This is a genomic window from Bacteroides sp. 14(A) (assembly GCF_000526555.1).
In the GTDB taxonomy this organism is placed as follows: domain Bacteria; phylum Bacteroidota; class Bacteroidia; order Bacteroidales; family Bacteroidaceae; genus Bacteroides; species Bacteroides cellulosilyticus.
Genome location: NZ_JAGH01000002.1, coordinates 1,123,654 through 1,147,885, shown reverse-complemented (window position 1 = coordinate 1,147,885; position 24,232 = coordinate 1,123,654). Strand labels below are relative to the sequence as shown.

16 protein-coding genes are annotated in these 24,232 nt (G+C 45.7%); 7 read left to right on the top strand and 9 right to left on the bottom strand.

What is annotated here, in order from left to right:
* Window positions 1–75: 75 nt before the first annotated feature.
* The 8 genes from K429_RS0111780 to K429_RS0111745 all read right to left on the bottom strand — a co-directional run bounded on the left by K429_RS0111780 (window position 76) and on the right by K429_RS0111745 (window position 12,728).
* A complete protein-coding gene (locus K429_RS0111780) occupies window positions 76–1,248 on the bottom strand; it encodes a glycoside hydrolase family 26 protein (protein WP_026367056.1) in 1,173 nt (390 codons plus the stop codon).
* 10 nt (window positions 1,249–1,258) lie between these two features.
* On the bottom strand, window positions 1,259–2,743 hold the full coding sequence (locus K429_RS0111775) for a hypothetical protein (protein WP_044096627.1): 1,485 nt from the start codon (window positions 2,741–2,743) through the stop codon (window positions 1,259–1,261).
* Window positions 2,744–2,767: 24 nt separating this feature from the next.
* Window positions 2,768–4,225 (bottom strand): hypothetical protein, encoded by a 1,458-nt coding sequence (locus tag K429_RS0111770; protein WP_026367054.1) that lies wholly within the window; start codon window positions 4,223–4,225, stop codon window positions 2,768–2,770.
* A gap of 8 nt (window positions 4,226–4,233) precedes the next feature.
* Entirely contained in the window at window positions 4,234–5,196 is a 963-nt protein-coding gene (locus K429_RS0111765; protein WP_026367053.1) for a hypothetical protein, read from the bottom strand.
* 15 nt (window positions 5,197–5,211) lie between these two features.
* Window positions 5,212–6,720 (bottom strand): RagB/SusD family nutrient uptake outer membrane protein, encoded by a 1,509-nt coding sequence (locus K429_RS0111760; protein WP_026367052.1) that lies wholly within the window; start codon window positions 6,718–6,720, stop codon window positions 5,212–5,214.
* 14 nt (window positions 6,721–6,734) lie between these two features.
* A complete protein-coding gene (locus tag K429_RS0111755; RefSeq protein WP_026367051.1) occupies window positions 6,735–9,842 on the bottom strand; it encodes a TonB-dependent receptor in 3,108 nt (1,035 codons plus the stop codon).
* A 247-nt stretch (window positions 9,843–10,089) separates the two neighbouring features.
* Window positions 10,090–11,121 (bottom strand): glycosidase, encoded by a 1,032-nt coding sequence (locus tag K429_RS0111750; RefSeq protein ID WP_007219167.1) that lies wholly within the window; start codon window positions 11,119–11,121, stop codon window positions 10,090–10,092.
* Between the two features lie 29 nt (window positions 11,122–11,150).
* Window positions 11,151–12,728 carry a sodium:solute symporter gene (locus K429_RS0111745; RefSeq protein WP_026367050.1) on the bottom strand — a complete coding sequence of 526 codons (1,578 nt, stop codon included), beginning with the start codon at window positions 12,726–12,728 and terminating at the stop codon, window positions 11,151–11,153.
* Window positions 12,729–12,884: 156 nt separating this feature from the next.
* Here K429_RS0111745 and K429_RS0111740 point away from each other — a divergent pair, with 156 nt between their 5' ends.
* The gene (locus tag K429_RS0111740; RefSeq protein ID WP_007219165.1) at window positions 12,885–13,751 is read left to right on the top strand and encodes an AraC family transcriptional regulator; all 867 of its coding nucleotides are present in this window, start codon (window positions 12,885–12,887) and stop codon (window positions 13,749–13,751) included.
* A gap of 167 nt (window positions 13,752–13,918) precedes the next feature.
* Here the strand turns inward: K429_RS0111740 and K429_RS0111735 are convergent, their stop codons facing one another.
* Window positions 13,919–15,385 carry a catalase gene (locus K429_RS0111735; protein WP_026367049.1) on the bottom strand — a complete coding sequence of 489 codons (1,467 nt, stop codon included), beginning with the start codon at window positions 15,383–15,385 and terminating at the stop codon, window positions 13,919–13,921.
* A gap of 162 nt (window positions 15,386–15,547) precedes the next feature.
* Here K429_RS0111735 and K429_RS0111730 point away from each other — a divergent pair, with 162 nt between their 5' ends.
* The 6 genes from K429_RS0111730 (at window position 15,548) to K429_RS0111705 (ending at window position 24,192) form a co-directional block, all read left to right on the top strand.
* A complete protein-coding gene (locus tag K429_RS0111730; RefSeq protein ID WP_026367048.1) occupies window positions 15,548–16,213 on the top strand; it encodes a M15 family metallopeptidase in 666 nt (221 codons plus the stop codon).
* 63 nt (window positions 16,214–16,276) lie between these two features.
* Window positions 16,277–17,434, top strand: a complete 1,158-nt coding sequence (locus tag K429_RS0111725; RefSeq protein ID WP_026367047.1) for a M50 family metallopeptidase — start codon at window positions 16,277–16,279, stop codon at window positions 17,432–17,434.
* A 78-nt stretch (window positions 17,435–17,512) separates the two neighbouring features.
* A complete protein-coding gene (locus tag K429_RS0111720) occupies window positions 17,513–18,643 on the top strand; it encodes an ATP-binding protein (RefSeq protein WP_026367046.1) in 1,131 nt (376 codons plus the stop codon).
* A 12-nt stretch (window positions 18,644–18,655) separates the two neighbouring features.
* On the top strand, window positions 18,656–19,882 hold the full coding sequence (locus tag K429_RS0111715; protein ID WP_026367045.1) for an SAM-dependent methyltransferase: 1,227 nt from the start codon (window positions 18,656–18,658) through the stop codon (window positions 19,880–19,882).
* A 419-nt stretch (window positions 19,883–20,301) separates the two neighbouring features.
* Window positions 20,302–22,893: a xylan 1,4-beta-xylosidase gene (xyl3A, locus tag K429_RS0111710; RefSeq protein WP_026367044.1), complete on the top strand. Its 2,592-nt coding sequence runs from the start codon at window positions 20,302–20,304 to the stop codon at window positions 22,891–22,893.
* Window positions 22,894–22,932: 39 nt separating this feature from the next.
* Window positions 22,933–24,192 carry a glycosyl hydrolase family 8 gene (locus tag K429_RS0111705; RefSeq protein ID WP_026367043.1) on the top strand — a complete coding sequence of 420 codons (1,260 nt, stop codon included), beginning with the start codon at window positions 22,933–22,935 and terminating at the stop codon, window positions 24,190–24,192.
* Window positions 24,193–24,232: the final 40 nt, after the last annotated feature.

The window sequence follows — 24,232 nt, the reverse complement described above, 5'->3', positions numbered from 1 at the left end:
TACTATAGTATATTTTTTGAATAACTATAGTAAACCGAAAAGTAACAAACGAATCATATCCTAATAGGAGGAAACTTATTTCACCTCCACATTCTCAGGCATCTGATACATGTCCGGCAGATCGCTACTGAAGAAAGTAAGCTCATTAGCATGGAATTTAATGAAATCCGCCTCAGAAGCATGTCCCTTGAATACAGAGAAATAATGCATATCCGATTCATTGCCTCCGACAAACTTATTGCGCCACATCACAATCATGCTGACTTTGCGCCCAGTTGCAGGAGTAAGTATCTGCTTACTCCAATAATCCTTATCAGTAAATCCTTCGACACCGGTTTCCGTCACTCCGCAAGGCTTCTTCTTTTTCTTCGATAATTCGGAAATAGTCTTTAGATTGGAAGAGAAAGTGGCAGGATTCAGACCGTGGTAGCAATCCATACCTATAAAATCGACATACTCATCACCCGGCCAACGGAAAAGGAAGTCCTCTTCACGCTTCACGGAATCCATCTGCGGGGAAATGGCATAGACAAACTGGTGTATACCTTTTGTATCACGGAGATAATTGACTGTAAACTTCCAGAGACCGATAAACTCCGCCTCCGTAGTGCAACTTTTTCCCCACCATGACCAAGTCTGTGTATGCTCATGGAAAGGACGGAAAATAACAGGGATCGGCTTCCCCTGATCATCTTTCAATTCACCGGCAAATGTAGCAAGACGGTCAAGCCAGGTCTTAAACTTAGCCTGTACGGCACTTCCGTCTTCCAAAATCCCACGTACGACTTCGGCACTTGAATTATCCCACGAATCACCTCCGGTCAAAGGATTATTCAGGTGGCAGCATGCAATAATTACCTCCCCACGGCGACGTGCCTCAAGAATACAGCGTTTGCGAATAGCGTTAGCCTCATTCCCTTCGCAGCGATCATCCATAATCTCCGCAAAATCTACACTGAATACAGCCGGATAATCTCCGCATACCTCCTTCGTATCGGAATTGCCCGGAACATCATACCATTTACGGCCATAAAACAAATCATCATGGTGTCCGAACATGAACCCGGTTTGCTGTATATCCCATAGACGGGCATACAAAGCCTTAGTTTCGGCTGTTGCACTTTTATCTACCATGCTCAGTTCGACAGTTTCGGTACCCGGCGGTTCGGGTGCAGAATCATCATTATCTTTAGAGCAGGACGAACAGCCCAACAAGGCGATAAAGATTGCCATATATACTTTTTTCATAACTATCTTATTATTGAATATCAGTTAATAACTGGAACGTCTGTGCCTTCAAGGTCGTTTTATACGTTCCTTTCAAATGAAATCCCGTTTCCTGGGGAACAGGAAATCCATCGGCATCCTTGGGTTGAAGATTTTCCTCATATTTATAAAGGGAGGCATTCTCCATCGGACGGGGTAAAGTGAGCTGCACAGATTTATCTTTCTCTCCCACATTCACCATAGCCACCGTCAATTTGCCCTGGTAAGTACCTGCCACCACATAGACATCTTTATCTTCCGAAGCTACAGCAGTATGCAATATATCCGTTCCGGCAGGAAAATAACGGCACATCAGCGACCAGGTATAGAACCAGGGCCGTATCTGTTCTTCATCGGGTTTATTAAATACTTCCTCTCCCAGAATATTCCACATACCCCATATCTTAACATCTTCCGTCTTTCCGGAATCTCCGCTGCTATGCATTGCATCATCCAGCATCCACACAGTCATACCCGAATATCCTCCGTTCATCACTTCCATGGCAAGCAACGGCATATCGAGGCCATAGAAATAGTCGTAACAGAGCATATTGCAGTCACTCCCTTTAGTGAAAGGATGCCCTTCGACCCGGCGGTTATATTCTGCCATCAACAAAGAATCAGCATCACGCCAATACTTATAACCGGCCTCACCCAAAACAATCTTTTTCCCCTCGGGAACATGACGTTTATAGCGGGAAAGAATTTCAGGATATTGTCCGGTACGCACTTCATTCTGACCCGGATAAGCATGGACATCGTACAATCCGATAATGGAGTCAGCATCCAGTGCCGTTTGTTTCACCCACCCCTCGGCATCATAGGCAGAAGCCTCATTCTTGTAATCGGCTACTACATCCGGCCCTGCAAGCATCACCTTTTCCGTCAGCCCGGGATACTCTTTCATTTTCCGGTGAAAACGGAAAAGCATTTGTTTCCACATTTCATAATCACCATTGGTAGATGCCCAGTTTCCATCAGGCTCGTTGAAGATTACAAAATACTTGATGCAGGAGAAACCAAGGTCATTCACCAGATAATTAAGATAGTCGACGGACATATCCACCCATTTCTGATCCTGCTTCATATCCCAGGCAGGCGGATTGTATTCACCGTACATGACGGTTATCCCCCGCTCGGTACAATACCTCAAGAGTCGGGAAATGGAAGCTATATTCCGCGTTTTATCATACGTGCCTGTTGCGGAATCATAATAGCGATAGGGGCTGTTTATCATGCAACGTATATACTGCGGCTTCATAAAGTCGAGTCGTTTGCAGAGTGTTTCCCAGTCTTTATCAGAGATAGAAGCACCCCAAGCTTCAGCCTCATCATAGGGATCCCACTCGGCACCATTGCCGATATATCCGGCATTCGTCACTTCCGGTGAGACCGTAATATCCACCACTTCTTGCGAGGTGCAAGCTGATACGAGCCATAACAGCATGCAACTTAAAATCATATTTATCTTCATCATAATCTTATTATGAACGGTTATCAATTAATAATCGAAATTCGTATATACCACCAGAGACTCTCCGGGCATTTGGAATGCCTCGCCTTTGGCCGGGCGCAATGTCACCCCCTGGCGATGGGGTAATAATCGGCAATCACCTTCTTTCTGCAACCGGCCTTCGGCATACAAGTACTGTTTCACACCTTTCAATACGGGGAGAGAAGTACTTTTAAGCAATACAGATTTCTCTTCCCTGGAAACATTGACCACGGCAATCATATATTTACCGTCTTTTTCCACAGCAATCGCCTTAAGAGACTTGTCTCCTTCCACCTCAACCTTATAAGCACGCGAACCGGCAGGCATATAGCGCGTCAGCAACGACCAGGCATAAAACCAGGGACGCACTTCCTCTTCTTCCGTACCGAAATACTCTTCGCCAAAGATATTCCAAAATCCCCATACCTTCAGTTTATCAGGTGCTTCTTTCGCATGCATGGCATCATCGAGCATCCACACCACCGAACCGGAATATCCGGCGTTTACTGTCTGGAAAAGAGCATCTGCCATGTCGGTACCATACATGAAATCATAAACAAACATTTGAGAATCATCCATCGAAGCATAAGGCTTTGCCGCTGCCCTACGAAGGTTTTCACGCTGATAAACAGAATCGGCAGGTTCCACAAACTTAAATCCGATCTCACCCATCACGATTTTCCGACCTGCCGGAACAGCTTGTTTGTAGGCACGGATAATGTCAGTATACTCCCCGCTGTTCACCGTTATTTTGGAAGGATAGGTATGGATATCATAAAGACCAATCTCATCTTTCAGATGCGTAACACAACTATCCACCCACCAGGCCTCATCAGCCGTCCAGATTGCAGCATCAGGCCCCACAACCGAAAGTTTACCTGCAAGTTTGTTCTTTTGCAATTCTCCATAGAAGAAGCGGATGGCACGTGCCCAAAGGGAGTATTTTCCGTCCGTTGAAGACCAGTAGCCATTCGGCTCATTCACCAGATTGTAGTATTTAATACAGGAATACCCTTTTTCCTCTATCAGAAAACGAACATATTCGGCAGCAGCGGAAAGATTCTTTTCACGGATCACCTCTTTCCGGGCATCTACCATTCCCCCACCCCAGTCACCGAACATTACTGTCACATCACGCGATTGGCAGTAATCCAATATATGAGACAAATGCTCCAAGCCACGTTCGGGATAAAGAACTCCATCCTGCATTACCGATGTAGTGTTGGTCATGACACGTATAAACTGAGGGCACATAAAGTCCAGACGGTCATACATCTTCTTCCAGTCGGCTTCGGAAATGTCCAAACGTCCTTTTCCGTAATCCAATTGATAAGGGTCCCACTGAGCACCGTTGCCGATGTAACCTTCATTGATAATCTGTTTCGCATCTACAGAAACAACAGTCTGTGAAGCGGCATAGCCGCCCCACAGAAAGAAAACAGAGAGTATAACAAACCGTTTCATAGGATATATCAACGTTTGGAGACAGAGATCCAGTAACGGCGCACTTTCTTGACAAACTTGTCATAGTCACTGTAAATATTCGTCCAGTCATCCGTACCACTCAGGTTGAAGGCAAAGGCATTCCGCTCGATAGTCATGCTCAGTCCGTTACCCAGGTCTTCTGTTCCGGCAGCCACTAAAGAACCCGTAGTCTTCCGGCCCTCTTTATCTGTAAAAGTAATCGTATTCGCTGCATAATCACGTACCCATGTACTTTCACCTTCAGGAATCTGGCGATAGAACTTCTTCAAGTCAATATCTACACCGGGATTCTCTTTGTTACCGTCACCCAGGAAGATGAAATCAGCATATTTTCCATCATCTCCCGCATCATTGATACAGATACCGCTTGTATTGCCCTCATCCGTCACTCCGGTCATTGTAAAAGTAAGCACATTGTCGCACTCAGCCTGCGGGCCATACGTTTCCGACCAGCACCAGGGCTTGTCCGTCAATTGCATCACGGCACCTCCACCATATTCCGGCCCGGTACCACCATAAATAGTCAATTTCTTTACATCCCAGGTACCTACAAGAGTTTCCGTAAATTCGGATACGGTAATCGTATAATTACGTGTTTCTCCGGTAGCGGAAGTAACAGTGATTGACGCACTCCTCGAACCATTCTCGAAATTCAAGGCATCTCCTACCTCTAAGGAAGCTTCCGCCTGATAGGAGAGTTGTAGCTTTTTCAGCCTGATGTTCGACAAATCGGGTACGGCATCAACATTAATAGCCAGGTTTATATCTCCCGTAGCAGCATCCACAGTCTCAATAAGGGCGGTTCCTATCTGATTTTCAAATTGTATATCCAGTATGGTACGTTCATGATTCCAGCCACCATCATTGATGTCGTCCTGCAAATCTTTCACACATGCCTGCTGGGTCAACACAATGCAGGCAAGCAAAATGTATTTCGTTAGTTTCACCATAATCTTACTTCTTTTTTAAGGTCTGAGACTTCCATTCAAATTTATTTCAGCCTGCGGTATCGGATAGAAAGTCACCTGATCTTCCGAAAGCCCGGCTGCCTCGGGAACATCTGTCGTAATCCGGTTCCATCGGCGCAAATCATATACATGATCGCCTTCAAAGGCAAGTTCAAAAGTTCTCTCTTTCAGTATTTCCCTGCGGAATTCATCTTTCCCCAGATTCGGCTTCATATCTCCCAAACCGGCACGGCTACGAATGAAGTTTACCAGTTCATAGGCCTTAGCCGTAGGACCTGCCGCCTCTGCATAAATAAGCGCCACATCAGAGAAACGGAGCAGGAAAGGCCGGGTACTGGTCTTGTCACCTTCAAACTTCGGATCTATATATTTGCGACAGAACGGATAAGGAATCTTTCCGGGATATTCTCCCAGCAGCGTACCATCTGCCTTGTAGACTTTATCAACAATAAGTTCTGTTTTGCGCTTATCACTTGCATCAAAAGTATTGTAAAAAGCAACCGTGGTCTGATATTCGCCCCAACCGTCATGAGTGGGGATATACTCATCCTTATCCCCCTGTTTCAGATACAGAGTGGCTCCGTCTATATAAGGAATAAACATCTTGGATATTTTAGAGTATTGCCCTTCGGAAGAACCGCTCCGGTCCATCGCCATGATAAAGATATGCTCTTTGCCGCGTGCTTTCTCAACGTCATAAATATCAAGCAGCGAGTTCTCGAAGCCATATACTGACTGCTTTTCAATCACTTCACCTGCAAAATATGCAGCACTGTCGTACATGACTGTTGCATCGCGGTGCATATCACGATAGAGTTTCACCCCATGTTCTTTAGCCGACGCCACATACAAGTATGCCTTTGCAGCCAGGGCCTGCGCAGCCACCCGGTCGGCACGCCCTATCTTAGGAGTTTCATAAACAGGCAGTAACTCTGCAGCCCGGCGACAATCCGAAAGAATCAGGTCGTACATGGCATCCATATCAGGCGCAAGCGCGGTTGAAGTCTGATCCACCGTTTCCACTACTGATTTATGCAAAGGAACAAGGCCGAAGTTACGCACCAGGTTAAAGTAATTCCAGGCGCGGAGGAAATAAGCCTCACCCAGAAAAAGGTCTTTTTGCTCTTGGCTGAAGCCTGCATCCGGCACTTTTTTAATGACGGCATTGGCACGGTTCACACCGATGAAGGCATACTTGAAGAAATTCTCCAACGAACCGTTTGTTTTAAAGTTACCCACTTTCCAGTTATTCAGGTCCTGATTGTCGGCACTTGCATCCGACTTGGTCGTCATGGTCTCACTTGCCATATCACCCAAAAAGAAAATGGTTCTGGAATATTCCAGGTAGTTCAGCGTGCCGTACGCATACATAACTGCGGCCTCTGCATCGGCTGCCGTCTTGAAGAAATTATCTTCAGAATAGAACCCGTAAGGAGTCTCATCCAGATTGCATGCTCCCAATGCCAGGGTTCCGGCAAGCAGTGATATTACAATTCTATTTTTCATATTGTATCAGTTATTTAGAAGGTTAAGTCAAGTCCGAAAGTCCATTTACGCAAACGGGGATATCCGCCGCTATAAACTCCATCCAACCCTACTTCGGGGTCGTATCCCTTGAACTTGGTGAAAGTGTATAAGTTAGAAGCATTCATATAGATACGCGCTTTAGAAAGGAATGACTTTTTCGGTAAGTCAAACGTATAACCTATATTCAGATTCTGAACACGCAGGAACGATCCGTCCTCTATCCACCAATCAGAAATCTTCACCTGACGACCGTCGCGTAAGCTCGGATACTTATTTGTCGGATTATCGGGTGTCCAGCGTAATGGAGAGTTACTGGGCTCACCGAATGCTTTCGTATTCAACACGTCCTGGCCAAATACCCCGTTAAGGAATACGCTCACATCAAACTTCTTCCAAGACAGGTTCAACGCCAAACTGGCTGTAAAGTCCGGATTAGGATCACCTATAATGGTCTTATCCGCTTCCGATATTTCGCTGTCTCCATTCAGATTCATGTATTTGAACTCTCCGGGGTTAGCATAATCGCCGGACAAACCGGCATCGATTCCTTCATTCAGGGTCTGGACAATACCATCCACTTTATATCCATAGAACACATTTACCGGTTGACCGATAGCCAGTATATTGGTATAGTCGCGATATTGCTCAAGACTATTGCCCGAATACTCAAAGAGCATCCCCGTCATCGGGTCGGTAACCAAACCGGATTCCAAAGTGTTACCCAAGTCTTTCACTTTATTGCGGTTGCGCGAGTAAATCAGGGTTCCGCTCAACTGCCAGTCTTTCGTTTGCAGGATATCGGCATCTACCGTTACTTCAAAACCACGGTTCTGGATTTTACCATCATTCACCCACATCTTGTCATATCCCGAAGACAGAGCCAGATTACGTTCACGAAGCAAGTCGCTGGTCTGTTTATCATAATAGTCAAAAGAAACTCTCAGACGACGGTTGAGAAATGCCATGTCGATACCAAAGTCGGCTTGTGCAGTTGTTTCCCACTTCAAATCAGGGTTCGGAATGCCACTCCATACCCGGTAAATCCATCCCGGACCTGTCCAGCCGGAAACATATCCCGGACCGATGGTAGTAGCCCAACTGCCATCATTATAATACTTATCCGTACCGTAACGGCTTAAAGTCTGATAAGGACTGATTCCCTGATTACCGGAAATACCATAGCTGAAACGGAATTTCAACTCATCAAATACATTCAGATTCTTAATGAACGATTCTTCATGCGCTTTCCAGCTAACAGCTCCTGAAGGGAACATAGCCCACTTGTTATTCTTACCGAATTTAGAGGAACCATCGGCACGAGCCGTCAAGGTCAGCAGATACTTATTATCGTATACATAGTTCAGACGGAACATTCCTGAAACGAGTTTATTATCCGAATATCCATTCCATATTTCATTCTTCTCCGGATTTCCGGCACCCATATTCTCATTGCCCAATGCTTCGTTCACAAAATCCTTACCTGTCAGGCCGGAACTTCTGGACATATAGTATTCATAAGAATAACCCACCATGGCACCAATGTCATGCTTGTCGAATTTCTTCTGGAAGTTGGCGAAAGTTTCAGAAACCAGATTGTGTCCCTCCCAGTTCTCTATCTCTGCCTGACCGTTGCTGAATTCTCCGGCTTCGGTATATTTCTTCGGATAGTATCTGTCGGATACGGACTTGCCAAACTTATAGTTCAATTGGGAAGTCAGTTTCAGGAAAGGGAAGAGTTGCCATTCCAACGCTACGGAAGAAATGACATCCAAAGACTTAGTTTCATTCTTCTGCAAGTCTGTAATCGCCATCGGATGGCTGAAGTCACTTGCATTGGTCAGATAATAGTCCCCGTTTTCGTCATAAACCGGATAAATAGGGTTTCTCCAGTACGACAAGCCACCATTGGCATTGCGCACACCGCGGGAAAGGATATTGGAAAAGCGTACTTTGAAGTTATCATATATATTATGATCTACACTCAAATTGTATCCACCTTTTGTGTAGTCATCTTTTATATACATACCATTATCTGTATAGAAATTAGCGCTAAGATTGAAAACAGTCCGGTCATTGGAACTGGAAATCGTAGCAGTGGTATTATTGGAAACCGGAGTGTCACGGAATACCAGATCATCCCAACGGGTATTGGTAGTCCAGGTAGTTTGCAGTTCTTCTACCGATGGATAGTAAACACCGGTGGAACTTACTTTTCCCACATAAAGCGGATCAAGCCCTCCATTGATGCGCGACTCGTTGTTTAAGGAAGCCATCAATACGGGGTCGCGCCACAAATCAAGTTTCGTATCAAACTGCGAAAGGGTAATCTGCTGGCGAACCGTTATGTTGGTAGTTCCTGTCTTCGCACGCTTTGTTGTAATCATAATAACGCCGTTCGCACCGCGGGAGCCATAAATAGCAGAGGCTGAAGCATCTTTCAGGATTTCCATATTCACGATATCCGACGGATTGATCTGCTTCAGATCTCCGGCATCTCCCAACGGAAAGCCATCTACTACCACCAGTGGAGCATTGGAACCACGCAACGAACTACCACCACGGATACGCACCGTAGCGCCGGCTCCCGGGTCCTGTGAAGAATTGATGACCTGCAGACCGGCTGCACGTCCCTGTAACAATCCTTCCACCGAATTGGCGGGGATTTCTTTCAAGGCTTCCGTCTTGACGGACGTAACCGAACCTGTAACGTCGCTCTTCTTCACACTACCGTAGCCTATCACCACTACCTGCTCCAGTTGAAGTGCATCGTCAAGCAGAGTTACATTGATCGTACTCTTTCCATTGACGGGCACTTCCTTATTTTGCATACCTACATAAGAAAACACCAATGTTGCCGTACGCGGCACATCTTTCAATATATAATTACCATCGATATCGGTAATCGTTCCGCCGGATATTCCTTTGACTTGCACAGTAGCGCCAATCAGGAAGTCTCCTGCTGCATCCTTTACACAACCGGCAACTGTTATTTTATCCGGTGACTGTGCATAAGAAACGGGAATGTTACTAAAGAACATGCATAATGCCATTATCTGCCAAGACAAAAATACATGCCACCAACTTTTTGATTCATTTTTCATACTTATCAAGAATTAAAGAACACACACATTTTACATTCATAGAATTCTATTTTTCATTAGCTATATCATGATAGGACAAAAGTAGGAGGATTATGAATGACAGCATTTATATTACTTGTTCAATGATTGTACTTTTTTGAACGTTTTTCCGGCTATAATCCACACCCCGCTACCGTTTTATTTCCAAGAGGTATCAATTATCGCATTTACATGGGATAACTATAAGAGATCAATAACAAAAGGGGATTTAGTGCAATCTACAGCTATCGGAAAGTAGATAATCAAGTAATTCATCAACGGCGCAAGTAGCTACACAGACATATTTATCGGCACTGCCATAGTATACGAAGAGTTCGCCGTCCACAATTACATTTCCTGTAGGAAATACACAACCATTATACAGACCGGACGTTTCAAAATCCAGTTCCGGTTCAAGTATAGGTTGAGGAGTTTTAGCCAGAATGTGCAGCGGATTTTCCAGATCAAGCAGCAGAGCGCCAACACGATAGTATCCCCGTCCGCCATGCTCCACACCATGATACAGCACCAGCCAACCCTTTTCCGTTTTAAGCGGAGGAGTACTTCCGCCCAACTTTTCCTCCCATGAGTTCTCGGTTCCGGTAATCAGCAAATGGCTTTCCTTATCCTCCCAATTCAACAGATCATCCGAGAACTTCATCCAGATGGATGGATAATCCACGCCATACTCACCGCCTATGTATTCTTTAGGACGATGCAGCATCACATACTTTCCCTGAACTTTTTCCGGGAAAAGAATAACATCCCTGTCGTCCAATACCGGAGAGGTCAGACGTCCCAGTCTCTTAAACTCACGGAAATCAGTAGTAACAGCCAACCCCGTATTACCCAGATTTTTACGGAGAGCCATAGGAGCATCACTACCGCAATCCGGCAACAACACTTCATCATGGCTGAAGTTCCAATATTGCCCCGGTGCATACGGACGATAGGCATAAGTGATGTAATACTCCGTATCATACTTCACAATGCGGGGATCTTCCACACAACCCGAATCAGGACCATCCTCACTGGGACCGAACACCGGAACATCGGATACACGCTCAAAGTGGAATCCGTCTTTACTGGTGGCCAATCCTAAACGGATCACATGTTCGGCATCATTTCCTGCAGCTCTGTACAGCATATAGAACGTACCATTGTCATAAACCACTCCGGGATTGCAGGTTACCAACGATTCCCAATCATTCGAATCCAACGGGGAAAGTATCGGATTTCCCTCAAACTTCTTTAATTTCATCTTCTTATTTCTTTATAATTATATAACAATCAACTGAATATAATCCATATCAATACACTCAACACCAACAGGACAATCGCCCATGAATGATAATTCTTGTACCACACCAGAGCACGGTTCGCCCGGAACTCCGCTTTCAGTTCACTCATGGAGAAGGTGGTATCCACAAGCTTCTCGGCAACCGGTTTCGAATAGCACATACTGACCAGATAAATAACGATCCCGCTCACCGCCAACAAGAAAGGAACAATCAACAGGAAGTGCATATCGCCAAATATTTCATTCTTATAGAAAAGCATCACAACCGCTATAGCCAAACCACTGAGCAGTCCGGCAAAAGCACCATTTCCATTCACACGCTTATTAAACACACCTAGCAGAAATGCCGCAACAACAGGTGGAGCAATGTAAGAAAGCATCTCCTGATAATACTTCAGCAACGAACCGAACTTCCCGATCTGAGGTGCCCATAAGGCGGCCGCAACAATAATGACGCAAGAGGTTATCTTTCCGATAATCACGAGTTTCTGGGAACTGGCATTCTTATTATATTGCGCATAGAAGTCCATTGTGAACAGTGTAGACGTAGAGTTAAGAATAGCGCTCAAAGTAGAAGTCAAAGCAGACAAAAGCGCTGCCAGCATGATACCCAACAATCCCACCGGTATCAGTTGAAGCACCATATTGGGATATACCATATCCGGCTTTTCAAGCCCCGGAAACAAATGGCGGGCAATCACACCCGGTATGGCAATGATAAAAAGAGTCAGCATGGTAAGGAAACCCGTAAACAATACACCCTTACGTCCCTCATCCACTGACTTTGAGCTCAATACACGCTGCACCAACGTCTGGTTATTTGCCCAGAAATAGATGCCCAGAACCGGCATACCGACTATCAGCCCCAGCCAGGGAGTGGCCGTATCCGTCAACGGACGAATCAGCTTCACCGATATATCGCCACTGGCAAACAACTGACAGAAATAATCCCCGCCTTGCTGGAAACAGTAGAAAGTCAGCAAGATAGATCCTAATATAAGAATGACAGCCTGTATCAATTCCGCATTAATGGCAGAAGACAAACCACCCGGGATAGTATAAGATGCAGCAATAATCGCAAACACAATAATGATCAGTTGCAAATCAGCATCGGGAAGTATCAGCTTAATAATCAGCGCAGCAGCATACAAAGCCCCAGCTGCGTCCAGGAAAATGTTTCCTATGATGCAAATGGCAGAGAAGTAATAGCGCGAACGGCGGTCAAAACGCTTCTCCAGAAATTCCGGTATCGTGAATATACCCGACTTAATATAAAGAGGTAGCAGGAAAACTGCAAAGAACACCATTACCACAATACCCGTCAGGTTATAATTAAACACAGCGATACCCGTGTGATAAGCATCACCGGACTGACCTATCAAAGTGGTACTTGAAATACTGGCAGCAAACAGCGACAACCCCACTACCCACCAAGGCATTGAGCGTCCCGCCAGAAAATAGGATTGGGAGTCTGAGCTCTTACCATTCTTCAGCCCCCACCAGATGATAAAGGCCAAATAAACAAGGACTATTACAAGATCTAAATTGCTTATTGAAAATGTCTCCATAGCATAGAAATTAATTGTTTTGAATTCATGCTGCAAAAATAGAGGGGATTCTGATAATTCGCTTATAATATTCTGTCTATTGATTATACTTTTTTGAATACCTGACTGTATTTTCATTAGAATTCGTAGCTTTGCAAGAAAGAAACAACTACGACCATGAAAGACATACAAAAAGAAATCACTCCCATTGCCGCAGATGACCTGTTCATTGTACTCAATCATCCGAACGCCAAGTTCGACTATCCGGTACACTATCATCCGGACTATGAAATCAATTTGGTTATGGACACCTACGGAAGCCGCATCGTTGGAGATTCGGTAGAGGCTTTCGAAGCCCTGGACCTCATCATGATAGGTCCCAACCTTCCACACGCCTGGAAAGGAGAAGTAGTAGAAGGAAACCATGTGATTACCATCCAGTTCTCGGACAAGCTACTGAACTTTCCGATATTGGAAAAACGCTTATTCAACCCCATCAAGCAACTGCTGCTTGAATCACAACGGGGCATTGGCTTTTCCAGACAAACCCAACTGGTGATGAAAGATAAGATTATCAAGTTGACCCGGATGCAGGGATTTCATACGGTATTGGAATTTTTCTCTATCCTGCATGAGCTTTCTATTGCCGACCGCCATATCTTAGTCAGCAACCAATATGATACCAAAGACACCGTACGCACTTCCAAAAGCCGACGGATAGCCAAAGTCTGCGACTATATCGAGAAAAACTTTGAAGAGCCGATTAAGCTGGGCGACGTGGCGCAACTGGTAAACATGTCCGAATCTGCATTCAGCCATTTCTTCAAAAAAAAGACGAATTGCACATTCATTGATTATATCACGAACCTGCGGATAGCCCGCGCTTGCCAGCTATTGGCAGAAACAACCCACACAGTAGCCGAGATCTGCTACACTTGCGGCTTCAATAACTTATCTAATTTTATAAGGATATTCAAGAAGAAGAAAGGGAGTACACCGCAAGAATACCGTATGTTCTTGCAACAGATGCTTATTAAGTATTAACCTCAAGGTTATACCATACCATATCCATCTCTTATCCCGGATATGCAAAAGATGCCATCTTTCGTTGCAAAAGGTGGCATCTTTCACTGTAAAAGATGGCATCTTTTGATGTAATAGATGCCATCTTTTGCATATAAGGTCTTAGTGTTGTTCAGGACATCCCTTAACTATCGGGTTGCTTTCAATGCTTCATCCAGATCAATACCTAAAGCTTTGGCTACGCCTGTACCGTAGGCCGGATCAGCTTTGTAGCAGTTGCGCACATGGCGTTGCTTAATGAAGAGTTCGGCATCACCCATGGCACGGGCTGTATTTTCGCACGTCAGTTGCTGATCTTCAGCAGACATCAGTCGGAAAAGATCACCCGGCTGGCTGTAGTAATCATCATCGTACTCACGCTCATTGTAGTTATAAACGTCGCCATGAACTTTCAAAGGCGGTTCTTTCTTCTCGGGAGAGTCCTGCCATTCACCGTAGCTGTTGGGCTCGTAGCTCTTGGCACTGCCGTAATTACCGTCTACACGCATGGCACCGTCACGATGGTAAGCATGGAACGGGCAACGGGGCTTGTTTACCGGAATCTGTTCCGCATTCACTCCCAAGCGGTAACGCTGTGCATCACCATAAGAGAAAAGGCGTCCCTGCAACATTTTGTCGGGAGAGAAACCGATACCTTCCACTATATTCTGCGGATTGAAAGCAGCTTGTTCTACTTCGGCAAAGTAGTTTTCCGGGTTACGGTTCAGTTCCAGGATACCTACATCCTGAAGCGGGAAATCTTTGTGCGACCATACCTTTGTAAGGTCGAACGGATTGATGCGGTATTCGTCCGCCTGCTCTTCCGTCATCAGCTGTATCTGGAATTGCCACTTCGGGAAGTCACCCTTTTCGATGCTCTCGTACAAGTCGCGTTGGTGCGATTCACGATCCTTGGCAATGATAGCCTCGGCCTCCTGGTCGGTCAGATTCTTGATGCCTTGCAGGGTGCGCAGATGGAACTTCACCCAAATACGTTCGTTGGCGGCATTGAAAAAGCTATAAGTATGACTACCGAAACCATGCATATGGCGATAGGAATAAGGAATACCACGGGGACTCATCGTGATGGTCACCTGATGCAAAGCTTCGGGCAGCAGGGTCCAGAAATCCCAGTTATTGTTCGGACTGCGCATATTGGTGCGCGGGTCACGTTTTACGGCATGGTTCAAATCGGGAAATTTCAACGGATCGCGCAGGAAGAATACAGGAGTATTATTTCCCACTAAATCCCAGTTGCCTTCTTCTGTATAGAACTTCATGGCAAAACCACGGATATCACGTTCAGCATCAGCAGCTCCCCGTTCACCGGCTACGGTGGAGAAACGCACGAAGCACTCCGTCTTCTTACCAACTTCGCTGAAGATGGCAGCACGGGTGTACTTTGTGATGTCATGTGTTACGGTAAACGTACCGTATGCGCCGGAACCTTTGGCATGCATACGTCTTTCGGGAATCACTTCACGGTCGAAGTGTGCAAGTTTTTCCAGAAACCAAGGGTCTTGCATCATGATAGGACCACGTTGTCCTGCGGTCTGAGTGTTTTGATTGTCGGCGATCAGGCGCCCGTTGGCAGAAGTGAGTTTTTTCTTTTCCATGGTATTTTTGTTTAGATAATTAATATATGAAACAAATGTAAGGATTCGTAAGTTCATTACAAACTGATAAATTCTATGAGGAAATAGACAAAATCTATGTATTCGCACGGAATGGCTAATCCGGTGGGAATTCGTACCTTTGCAGGCAAAGAAAAAAAAGGCATGAAGTATATATATTATTTTCTACTTGTTCTCTGGTTTATCCCCGCATCCGCACAAAAAAGTGAAACGGCAAGATATCTGGAAAGCATCGGACTGGTGAATATTGCCGAAGCGGACAGTAGCATCATCGTAGACCTGATGTATACCCGGGCGGATAATTTCACGGGAAAGGTGCTATACGAAGATCTGCATGAGGCGTACCTGCATCCCGATGCCATGAAAGGACTGCTACTGGCGCAACAGGAACTGAAAAAGCGATACCCCGGCCGTCGCCTCATCGTGTATGATGCCGCCCGCCCGATGAGTGTGCAGCAGAAAATGTGGAATGTAGTGAAAGGCACCTCCAAGTATATCTATGTTTCCAATCCCGCACGTGGTGGCGGACTGCACAACTACGGTCTGGCAGTAGACATCAGCATACAGGATGAAGCGGGAAATCCCCTGCCGATGGGTACGGAAGTAGACCACCTCGGTCCCGAAGCTCACATCACGAATGAAGCCGCACTGGTGCAAAGCGGAAAAATGACAAAGCAGGAACAGGCGAACCGGCAACTGCTGCGGAGCGTCATGCGTACCGCAGGTTTTCGCGCATTGCCCAGCGAGTGGTGGCATTTTAACTGGTGCAGCCGACAGGAAGCTAAACAAAAATACAAGGTTATACCATAAAGTTCCTTATATTCCTTTATATTTGTGCAGACAAACCGGGTAAGAACTCCATACCATGCAACTATGAAACAAGCTCTCAAACTTATACTTTCCACCCTGTTCGGTGCATGCATCGGCTTCGGTGCAGTGGTGCTTTGCATTACATTCTTTACGGAAACCACATTAAGTGAATTCTTCGGGAATATGGGAAACATACAGTTAAGCAGACTCTTGCTTTCCTGTATCTTATCATTGACTTGTCTCATCCTTGCCGTTTTTGTACAAATCATTCTCCACGAAGGCGGGCATCTGATCTTCGGACTTGCCACCGGTTACCGGTTCGTTTCTTTTCGGGTAGGTAGCCTTACACTGATAAAAGAAAAAGGAAAGTTCCGTTTCAAACGCTTCTCCATCTCCGGCACGGGCGGACAATGCCTGCTCTCTCCACCGGATAAGCCTTACGAACAGTTGCCTTATTTCTGGTATAATGCAGGCGGAGTACTGATGAATCTGCTGACGGCAATCCTTGCACTTGTTCTTTGGGTTGCCTATCCCGAGATACCGCTACCTTTACATTTATTCCTTCTATTCTCCTTTATCTGCGGCTTCTTCCTAGCACTGATGAACGGTATTCCATTGAAGATGTCGGGCATCACGAATGATGCCTACAACCTGATATTGATGCACCGGGACCTGAATACCCGGAAGTATCTGGCACTACAGTTAGCCGTCAACGCTGAAGTTCAGAAAGGCGTAAGACTGAAAGACATGCCGGACGAATGGTTTCCGAACGATGAAGTGACAGATTACAGGAATATCATGCAGGTTGCCGTTAAACTGCTCTATATTTCGCGCTATGTAGACCGGAAAGAATTTGAAACCGCACACGTCCTGTTTAGCAAAATAGAGCGGCATAAAGAGGAAATTGTCGGACTATACGTAAAAGAAATCGAGTGTGAACTCCTGTTCCTCGAACTGATAGGTAAACGGAGAAAAGAAGAAGTAGAGCGGCTTTATACAGATAAGATAAAGAGATACATCCAACGGTATAAGATTATGATGTCTTCCAAACAACGCTTGCTGTGTGCTCTTGCCTTGTATTGGGAGAATCAACCGGAACGGGCGAAAGAGATTTATGAAAAAGTAGCGCGCAAGCGGGATAAGTATTTGCTGCAAGGCGAGGTTAACTCTGATCTGGATATTATGGAGACGATGCTCCGGGAGGCACAAGTACAGGTCTAAGTGAAGCCACCATTATTTTCTTTGCATTATTACTTTATAATAATTATCTTTGCATAATCATCATAAAGTAAAGAAGCCATGCTAATCATCCGAAACCCTTTCATTATAAACGGATACATATCCCCCGCCTATTTCTGTGACAGGAAAGCGGAGAGTGAGATGCTTATCCGGCAAATTACCAATGGTAATAATATCGCGTTAATCTCAACGCGAAGAATGGGTAAGACAGGATTGATACGTCATTGTTTCCAGAGTAAAGAAATTCAAAAGACATATTACACATTCTTTATTGATATATATGCGACCAAATCTCTGCGTGAATTTGTGTTTGCTCTCAGCAAAGAAATTATCGAGTCATTGAAGTCCTCGGGCAAGAAAACGATACAGACTTTCTGGGAAACGATGAAGTCACTGCAAGCCAGTCTGACATTCGACTTCAATGGTAACCCTTCATTCAATTTAGGCTTGGGAGACATCCAATCTCCGGACGCTACGCTGGATGAAATATTCCATTATCTGGAACAGGCGAACAAGCCCTGTATCGTAGCCATCGACGAATTCCAGCAAATCACAAATTATGCGGAAGACAATGTGGAAGCTATCCTGCGCACTTACGTGCAACATTGCAACAATGCCCATTTCATCTTTGCCGGAAGCCAGAGGCACATTATGGGCAATATATTTCTGACAGCCTCACGCCCTTTCTATCAGAGTGTATCGATGATGCATCTGGAAAGTATTCCTTTAGAGGAATACATCAAATTTGCTCAGAAACACTTCAAAGAAGCAGAGAAGAACATATCCAAAGAAGCTATCGAACAGATATACCAATATTTCGAAGGCATCACCTGGTATATGCAGAAAGTATTGCATACCCTGTATGACATGACGCCTGTTCATGAGGTTGCAGATGTTTCAATGGTTGAGGAAGCCATCTGTCAAATCATAGGCTCATTCCAATATACCTACTCCGAAACCCTTTTCCGGATGCCCGAGAAACAAAAAGAACTGCTCATTGCCATTACCAAAGAAGGGAAAGCAAGTGCCATCACTTCCGGTGCATTTATCAAGAAATATAGATTGCCATCTTCCAGCTCTGTACAATCGGCATTAAAAGGACTGTTGGAGAAGGATTTTGTCACACAAGAGGCGGGAGCTTATCAGATTTACGACCGTTTCTTCGGATTATGGCTTCAAAGAAACTACTAAACGACAAGGTTTATGGAATTGAATGGCGAAACCCTTCGTTTTATACGTGAACATTGCAAGGATGATGTACGCAGCCTGGCACTGCAAGCACCGAAATATCCCGGTGTGGATATGCCTGTTGCACTGACGCAGATAGCGGGCAGACAGGCGGCAGCTGAGAAAATACCGTCCTGGCATGAGGAAGAAGGCGTTCTATATCCCCGTCACCTATCGTTAGAGCAATGTTCTTCGGAAGCTACGGCACGATACAAAGCATCTATCATTCCGGAGTCTTCCTCCGGCACACTGACCGACTTAACCGGAGGCTTCGGCATAGACTGTGCTTTTCTTTCTCCGAAATTCCATCATGTCACCTATGTGGAACGGCAGGAAGTTCTTTGCGAGATTGCATCGCACAACTTCCCATTACTAGGTCTGAATCATATCCAGATAGAAAACAAAGACGGCATCCGGCATCTGCAAGAGATGTCTTCCGTCGACTGGATATTCATTGATCCTGCCCGTCGTGACGGGCATGGCGGTAAGACTGTTGCCATTGCCGACTGTGAACCGAATGTAGCAGAACTGGAATCCCTGCTACTCGAAAAGGCGCAGCACGTAATGGTGAAGCTCTCCCCTATGCTCGACCTGTCTTTGGCTATTCAGGATTTAAAGTACGTACAGGAAGCACATATTGTTTCTGTAAACAATGAATGCAAGGAACTCTTGCTTATCCTGGGACACAACACTGTTGCCGCAGAGAATATTCCTATCCATTGCATCAATCTGCAAACGAAGGATGGGAGAAATACAAAGACAACCGGACAGTTCTTCACCTTCACCCGCGAACAGGAACAATCAAGCCCGAGTGAATATACCGGTACTTTAGATAAATATCTGTACGAACCCAACGCGTCCATCCTCAAAGCAGGGGCTTTCCGCAATGTAGCCTGTATATATAAGGTAAAGAAGCTGCATCCTAACAGCCACCTCTATACTTCCGGTGAACCGATAAAGAACTTTCCCGGAAGAAGTTTCCGGATAACGGGGGTATGTACATTAAATAAGAAAGAGCTAAAAGGCGTATTAGGAGATCTGAAGAAAGCCAATATCACGGTTCGTAACTTTCCAAGTTCAGTAGCGGAACTCCGTAAACGTATCAAACTGAGCGAAGGCGGAGAAGTTTATCTGTTCGCTACGACCTTAAATAATGAACAGAAGGTTCTGATCCGATGTGAGAAAGCAGAAGGAAGGAACTAATATGATTTGTTGGCGCAATTGATTCCTTCTTGTAGGGTTATGAATTAATTCACCACAGAGTAACACAGAGTTTCACGGAGTTCTATTCTTTTTGATTTCAAATTGATTAAACTCTGTGAAACTCTGTGTTACTCTGTGGTGAAAACTCATTACTATACCGGAAAGAAACAAATCCCGCCAACAGGTTAACACAACAAATTACAATATCCCCCTCCGGAATATAGCCTGTAACAGGCATTTTTCTCTTTAATGTAACCTCAGCAAAACAAGATGTAACATCCGGAGGAAATCTGTAACATAGACTCAACTTTCTGAAATACGATTCTTCTTCCAAATCCTCTTTTCTGCCTATTTTTGTAATCGTCATCCACAATGACAAAACAGAAGTCTATTAATAACAATAAAAACGCACTAATACCATGAAAAGAAAACTTCAGTTGCTCACCGGAATCGGATGCCTGTGTCTGTGCTTCCTTTCCTGTTCACAACCTCCCTACAAGAACCCGGCTCTAAGCCCGGAAGAACGCGCCAATGATCTGGTAGGCCGACTTACATTGGAAGAGAAAGCCGCATTGATGCAAAACACATCTCCTGCCATCCCCCGACTGGGTATAAAAGCCTATGACTGGTGGAACGAAGCGCTGCACGGCGTAGGACGTGCCGGACTGGCCACTGTATTTCCGCAAGCCATCGGTATGGGAGCTTCTTTCAACAACGAACTGCTTTACGATGTATTCACCGCAGTTTCGGATGAAGCACGTGCCAAGAATACCGAATTCAGCAAAGAAGGCGGATTAAAACGTTATCAGGGGCTCACCATGTGGACACCCAATATCAACATCTTCCGTGATCCGCGCTGGGGACGGGGACAGGAAACTTACGGAGAAGATCCTTACCTCACAGGGCAGATGGGTATGGCAGTGGTACGCGGCCTGCAAGGACCTGAAGGAGAGAAGTATGATAAGCTGCATGCCTGTGCCAAGCACTATGCCGTACATTCCGGTCCGGAGTGGAACCGCCATAGTTTCAATGCCGAGAACATCGACCCGCGTGATTTATGGGAAACTTATCTGCCCGCTTTTAAAGACCTGGTTCAAAAAGCGCACGTAAAAGAAGTGATGTGTGCCTACAACCGCTTTGAAGGTGAACCCTGCTGCGGAAGTAACCGCCTGCTTATGCAAATTCTGCGTGATGAATGGGGATATAAAGAAATCGTAGTATCGGATTGCTGGGCAATCAGCGACTTCTACAACAAAGGTGCCCATGAAACTGATCCCGACAAACAACACGCTTCCGCCAAAGCCGTACTCTCCGGAACAGATGTGGAATGTGGCGACAGCTATGCTTCACTGCCCGAAGCCGTAAAGGAAGGATTGATTGACGAGAAACAGATAGACATCTCTCTGAAGCGCCTGATGAAAGCCCGCTTTGAGTTGGGTGAGATGGACGAACCTTCACAAGTGTCCTGGGCACAAATTCCTTACAGCGTAGTAGATAGTAAAGAACATCGTGAACTGGCACTCCGTATGGCACGTGAGAGCCTTGTATTGCTGCAAAACAATCAAAGTTTACTGCCTTTAAACAAGAACCTGAAAGTGGCCGTGGTAGGACCTAATGCCAATGACTCCGTAATGCAATGGGGCAACTACAATGGTTTTCCCTCACATACCATCACTCTATTGGAGGGTATCCGCGAATATCTGCCCGAATCACAGATCATCTACGAACCCGGATGCGACCTGACCTCCGACGTCACTTTGCAAAGTGTATTCCAGCAATGCAGCATGGATGGCAAGCAAGGTTTCAGTGCCAAATACTGGAATAATACGAAACAGGAAGGGATACCGGATGTAACCAATCACATCAGCACACCCTTCCACTTCATCACCACCGGTGCCACGACCTTTGCTGCCGGCATCAACCTACAAGATTTCTCCGCCAGTTACGAATCCGTATTCCGTCCCGCCAAGAGTGAAGATATCGCCTTCCGTTTCCAGACCCAAGGGATAACCAAACTCTCAATTGACGGCAAGGAAGTTGCCGCAGGCATGAATTTCAAAAACAAGTCCAAAGTCTACACCCTCCAGGCAGAAGCCGGAAAAGAATATCGTATCAAGATTGATTTTGCTTTCCGCAACCGTGATGCCGCACTCGATTTTGACATGGGACGCGAAGTTCCCGTTGACCTGAAACAAACCGTAGACAAAGTAAAAGAGGCAGATGTTATCATCTTTGCCGGAGGTATATCCCCGGCAGTGGAAGGTGAGGAAATGCATGTCAACATTCCCGGCTTCAAGGGAGGTGACCGCGAAACCATCGAACTTCCGTCTATCCAAAGCCGTCTGCTTGCCGAATTGAAGAAAGCCGGAAAGAAGATCGTATTCGTCAACTTCTCCGGTTCCGCTATCGCCCTGACTCCCGAATCGAAAACATGCGATGCTATCCTGCAAGCATGGTATCCCGGTCAGGCAGGTGGTACAGCCATTGCAAACGTTCTATTCGGAGATTATAATCCGGCAGGACGTCTTCCGGTGACTTTCTATAAGAGCACCAAGCAATTGCCGGACTTCGAGGACTACTCCATGAAAGGACGTACTTACCGCTATATGACGGAAAACCCGCTCTTCCCCTTTGGTCATGGGTTGAGTTACACGACTTTCCAATATGGAAACGCTTCTTTGAATACATCTGAAATCAAAGATGGGGAACAAGTTACTTTGACTATTCCTGTTAGCAACACGGGTAAATACGATGGTGAAGAAGTGGTACAGGTATATCTGCGCCATCCGGGCGATAAAGAGGGACCTTCACATGCACTCCGTGCCTTTAAACGTGTAGCGATAGCTAAAGGGGCAACAAATAATGTCACCATACCTTTGAGCAAAGAAAATTTTGAATGGTTTGATACAAGTACCAACACTATGCGTCCGATAGAAGGTGATTATGAAATTCTGTATGGCGGTACATCGGAACTGAAACAACTGAAATCAATTCCTGTCACTATTAAATAGCTCGCTTAACTCCTTTAAATTCACTAAAAACATTCCTTTATGAAGAATTTATTCTATCTCCTCCTCTGTCTCATCGCCGGAGCATCGTGCAGTCAGGCAGACCCGACAAAGCCCTGGGATAAAGGTGCCTTTGAGACACAGAAATACCGGAATCTCTTTGCCGAGATGGGTTATAAACAGGCAGACATTGACGCCAAACTCAAATCCGTCTTCGACGGTGTGTTCTACGGCCCTGACAAAGTATATTTCGAAGTAGGCGATTCTATGGCATATATCAGCGACGTCAAAAATCATGACGTCCGCACCGAAGGTATGTCCTACGGATTAATGATTGCCGTCCAGTTCGACCGTCAGGATATCTTCGACCGTCTCTGGCGATGGGGCACAAAGTACATGCAGCACCAGGATGGTCCACTGAAAGGTTACTTTGCCTGGAGTTGTGCAACGGACGGTACCCGTAACTCCCAAGGCCCCGCCTCCGACGGAGAGCTTTACTATGTAACCGCCCTCATCTTCGCTTCCAACCGTTGGGGAAATGACACCGGCATCAACTACCTTGCCGAAGCCCAGAATATCCTGAACTGGTCCATGGAGAAAGACGGCACAAACCGTGTAATGCCTTTCATCAATGTGGAGCATAAGCTCATCACTTTCGTTCCGGACATACATGGCGGACGTTTTACCGACCCGTCTTACCATGTACCCGCTTTTTACGAAGTATGGGCACGCTGGGCCAATGACGGCAGAGCTGACTTCTGGCGTGAATGCGCCGAACGCAGCCGCGAATATCTGCATAAAAGTATCCACCCCGTAACCGGACTAAACCCCGATTATAACAACTATGACGGCAGTTTGCTGGGCAACAACCGCATCATCGGCGATGCTTTCCGCTTTGACTCCTGGCGCGTACCTATGAACATCGCCTTAGATTACTCCTGGGCATGTGCCGACAAAGAGTGGCAACAGGAATACGGCAATAAAATCCAGAACTTCCTTTACAGCCAGGGTATTGATACCTTCGTAGATCAGTATAACGTAGACGGCACGCAAGTAAAAGACACCCTCCGGGCCGGAGAGCATAAGGCATTAAGACATTCTTTAGGTCTGGTTGCCACTTCTGCCGCCGCCTCACTGATGTGTACCCACGAGAAAAGCCGCGAGTTTGTAGATAAGTTATGGAACGCAAAACATGAGCCGTATGAAGACGGATATTTCGATGCTTACTATGACGGATTGCTCCGCCTCTTCGCTTTCATGCATCTGAGCGGAAATTATAGAATCATATTCCCGGAAAAGTAAAGAATAAGTAACAAACAATTGCAATATACTTGTAGGGGTA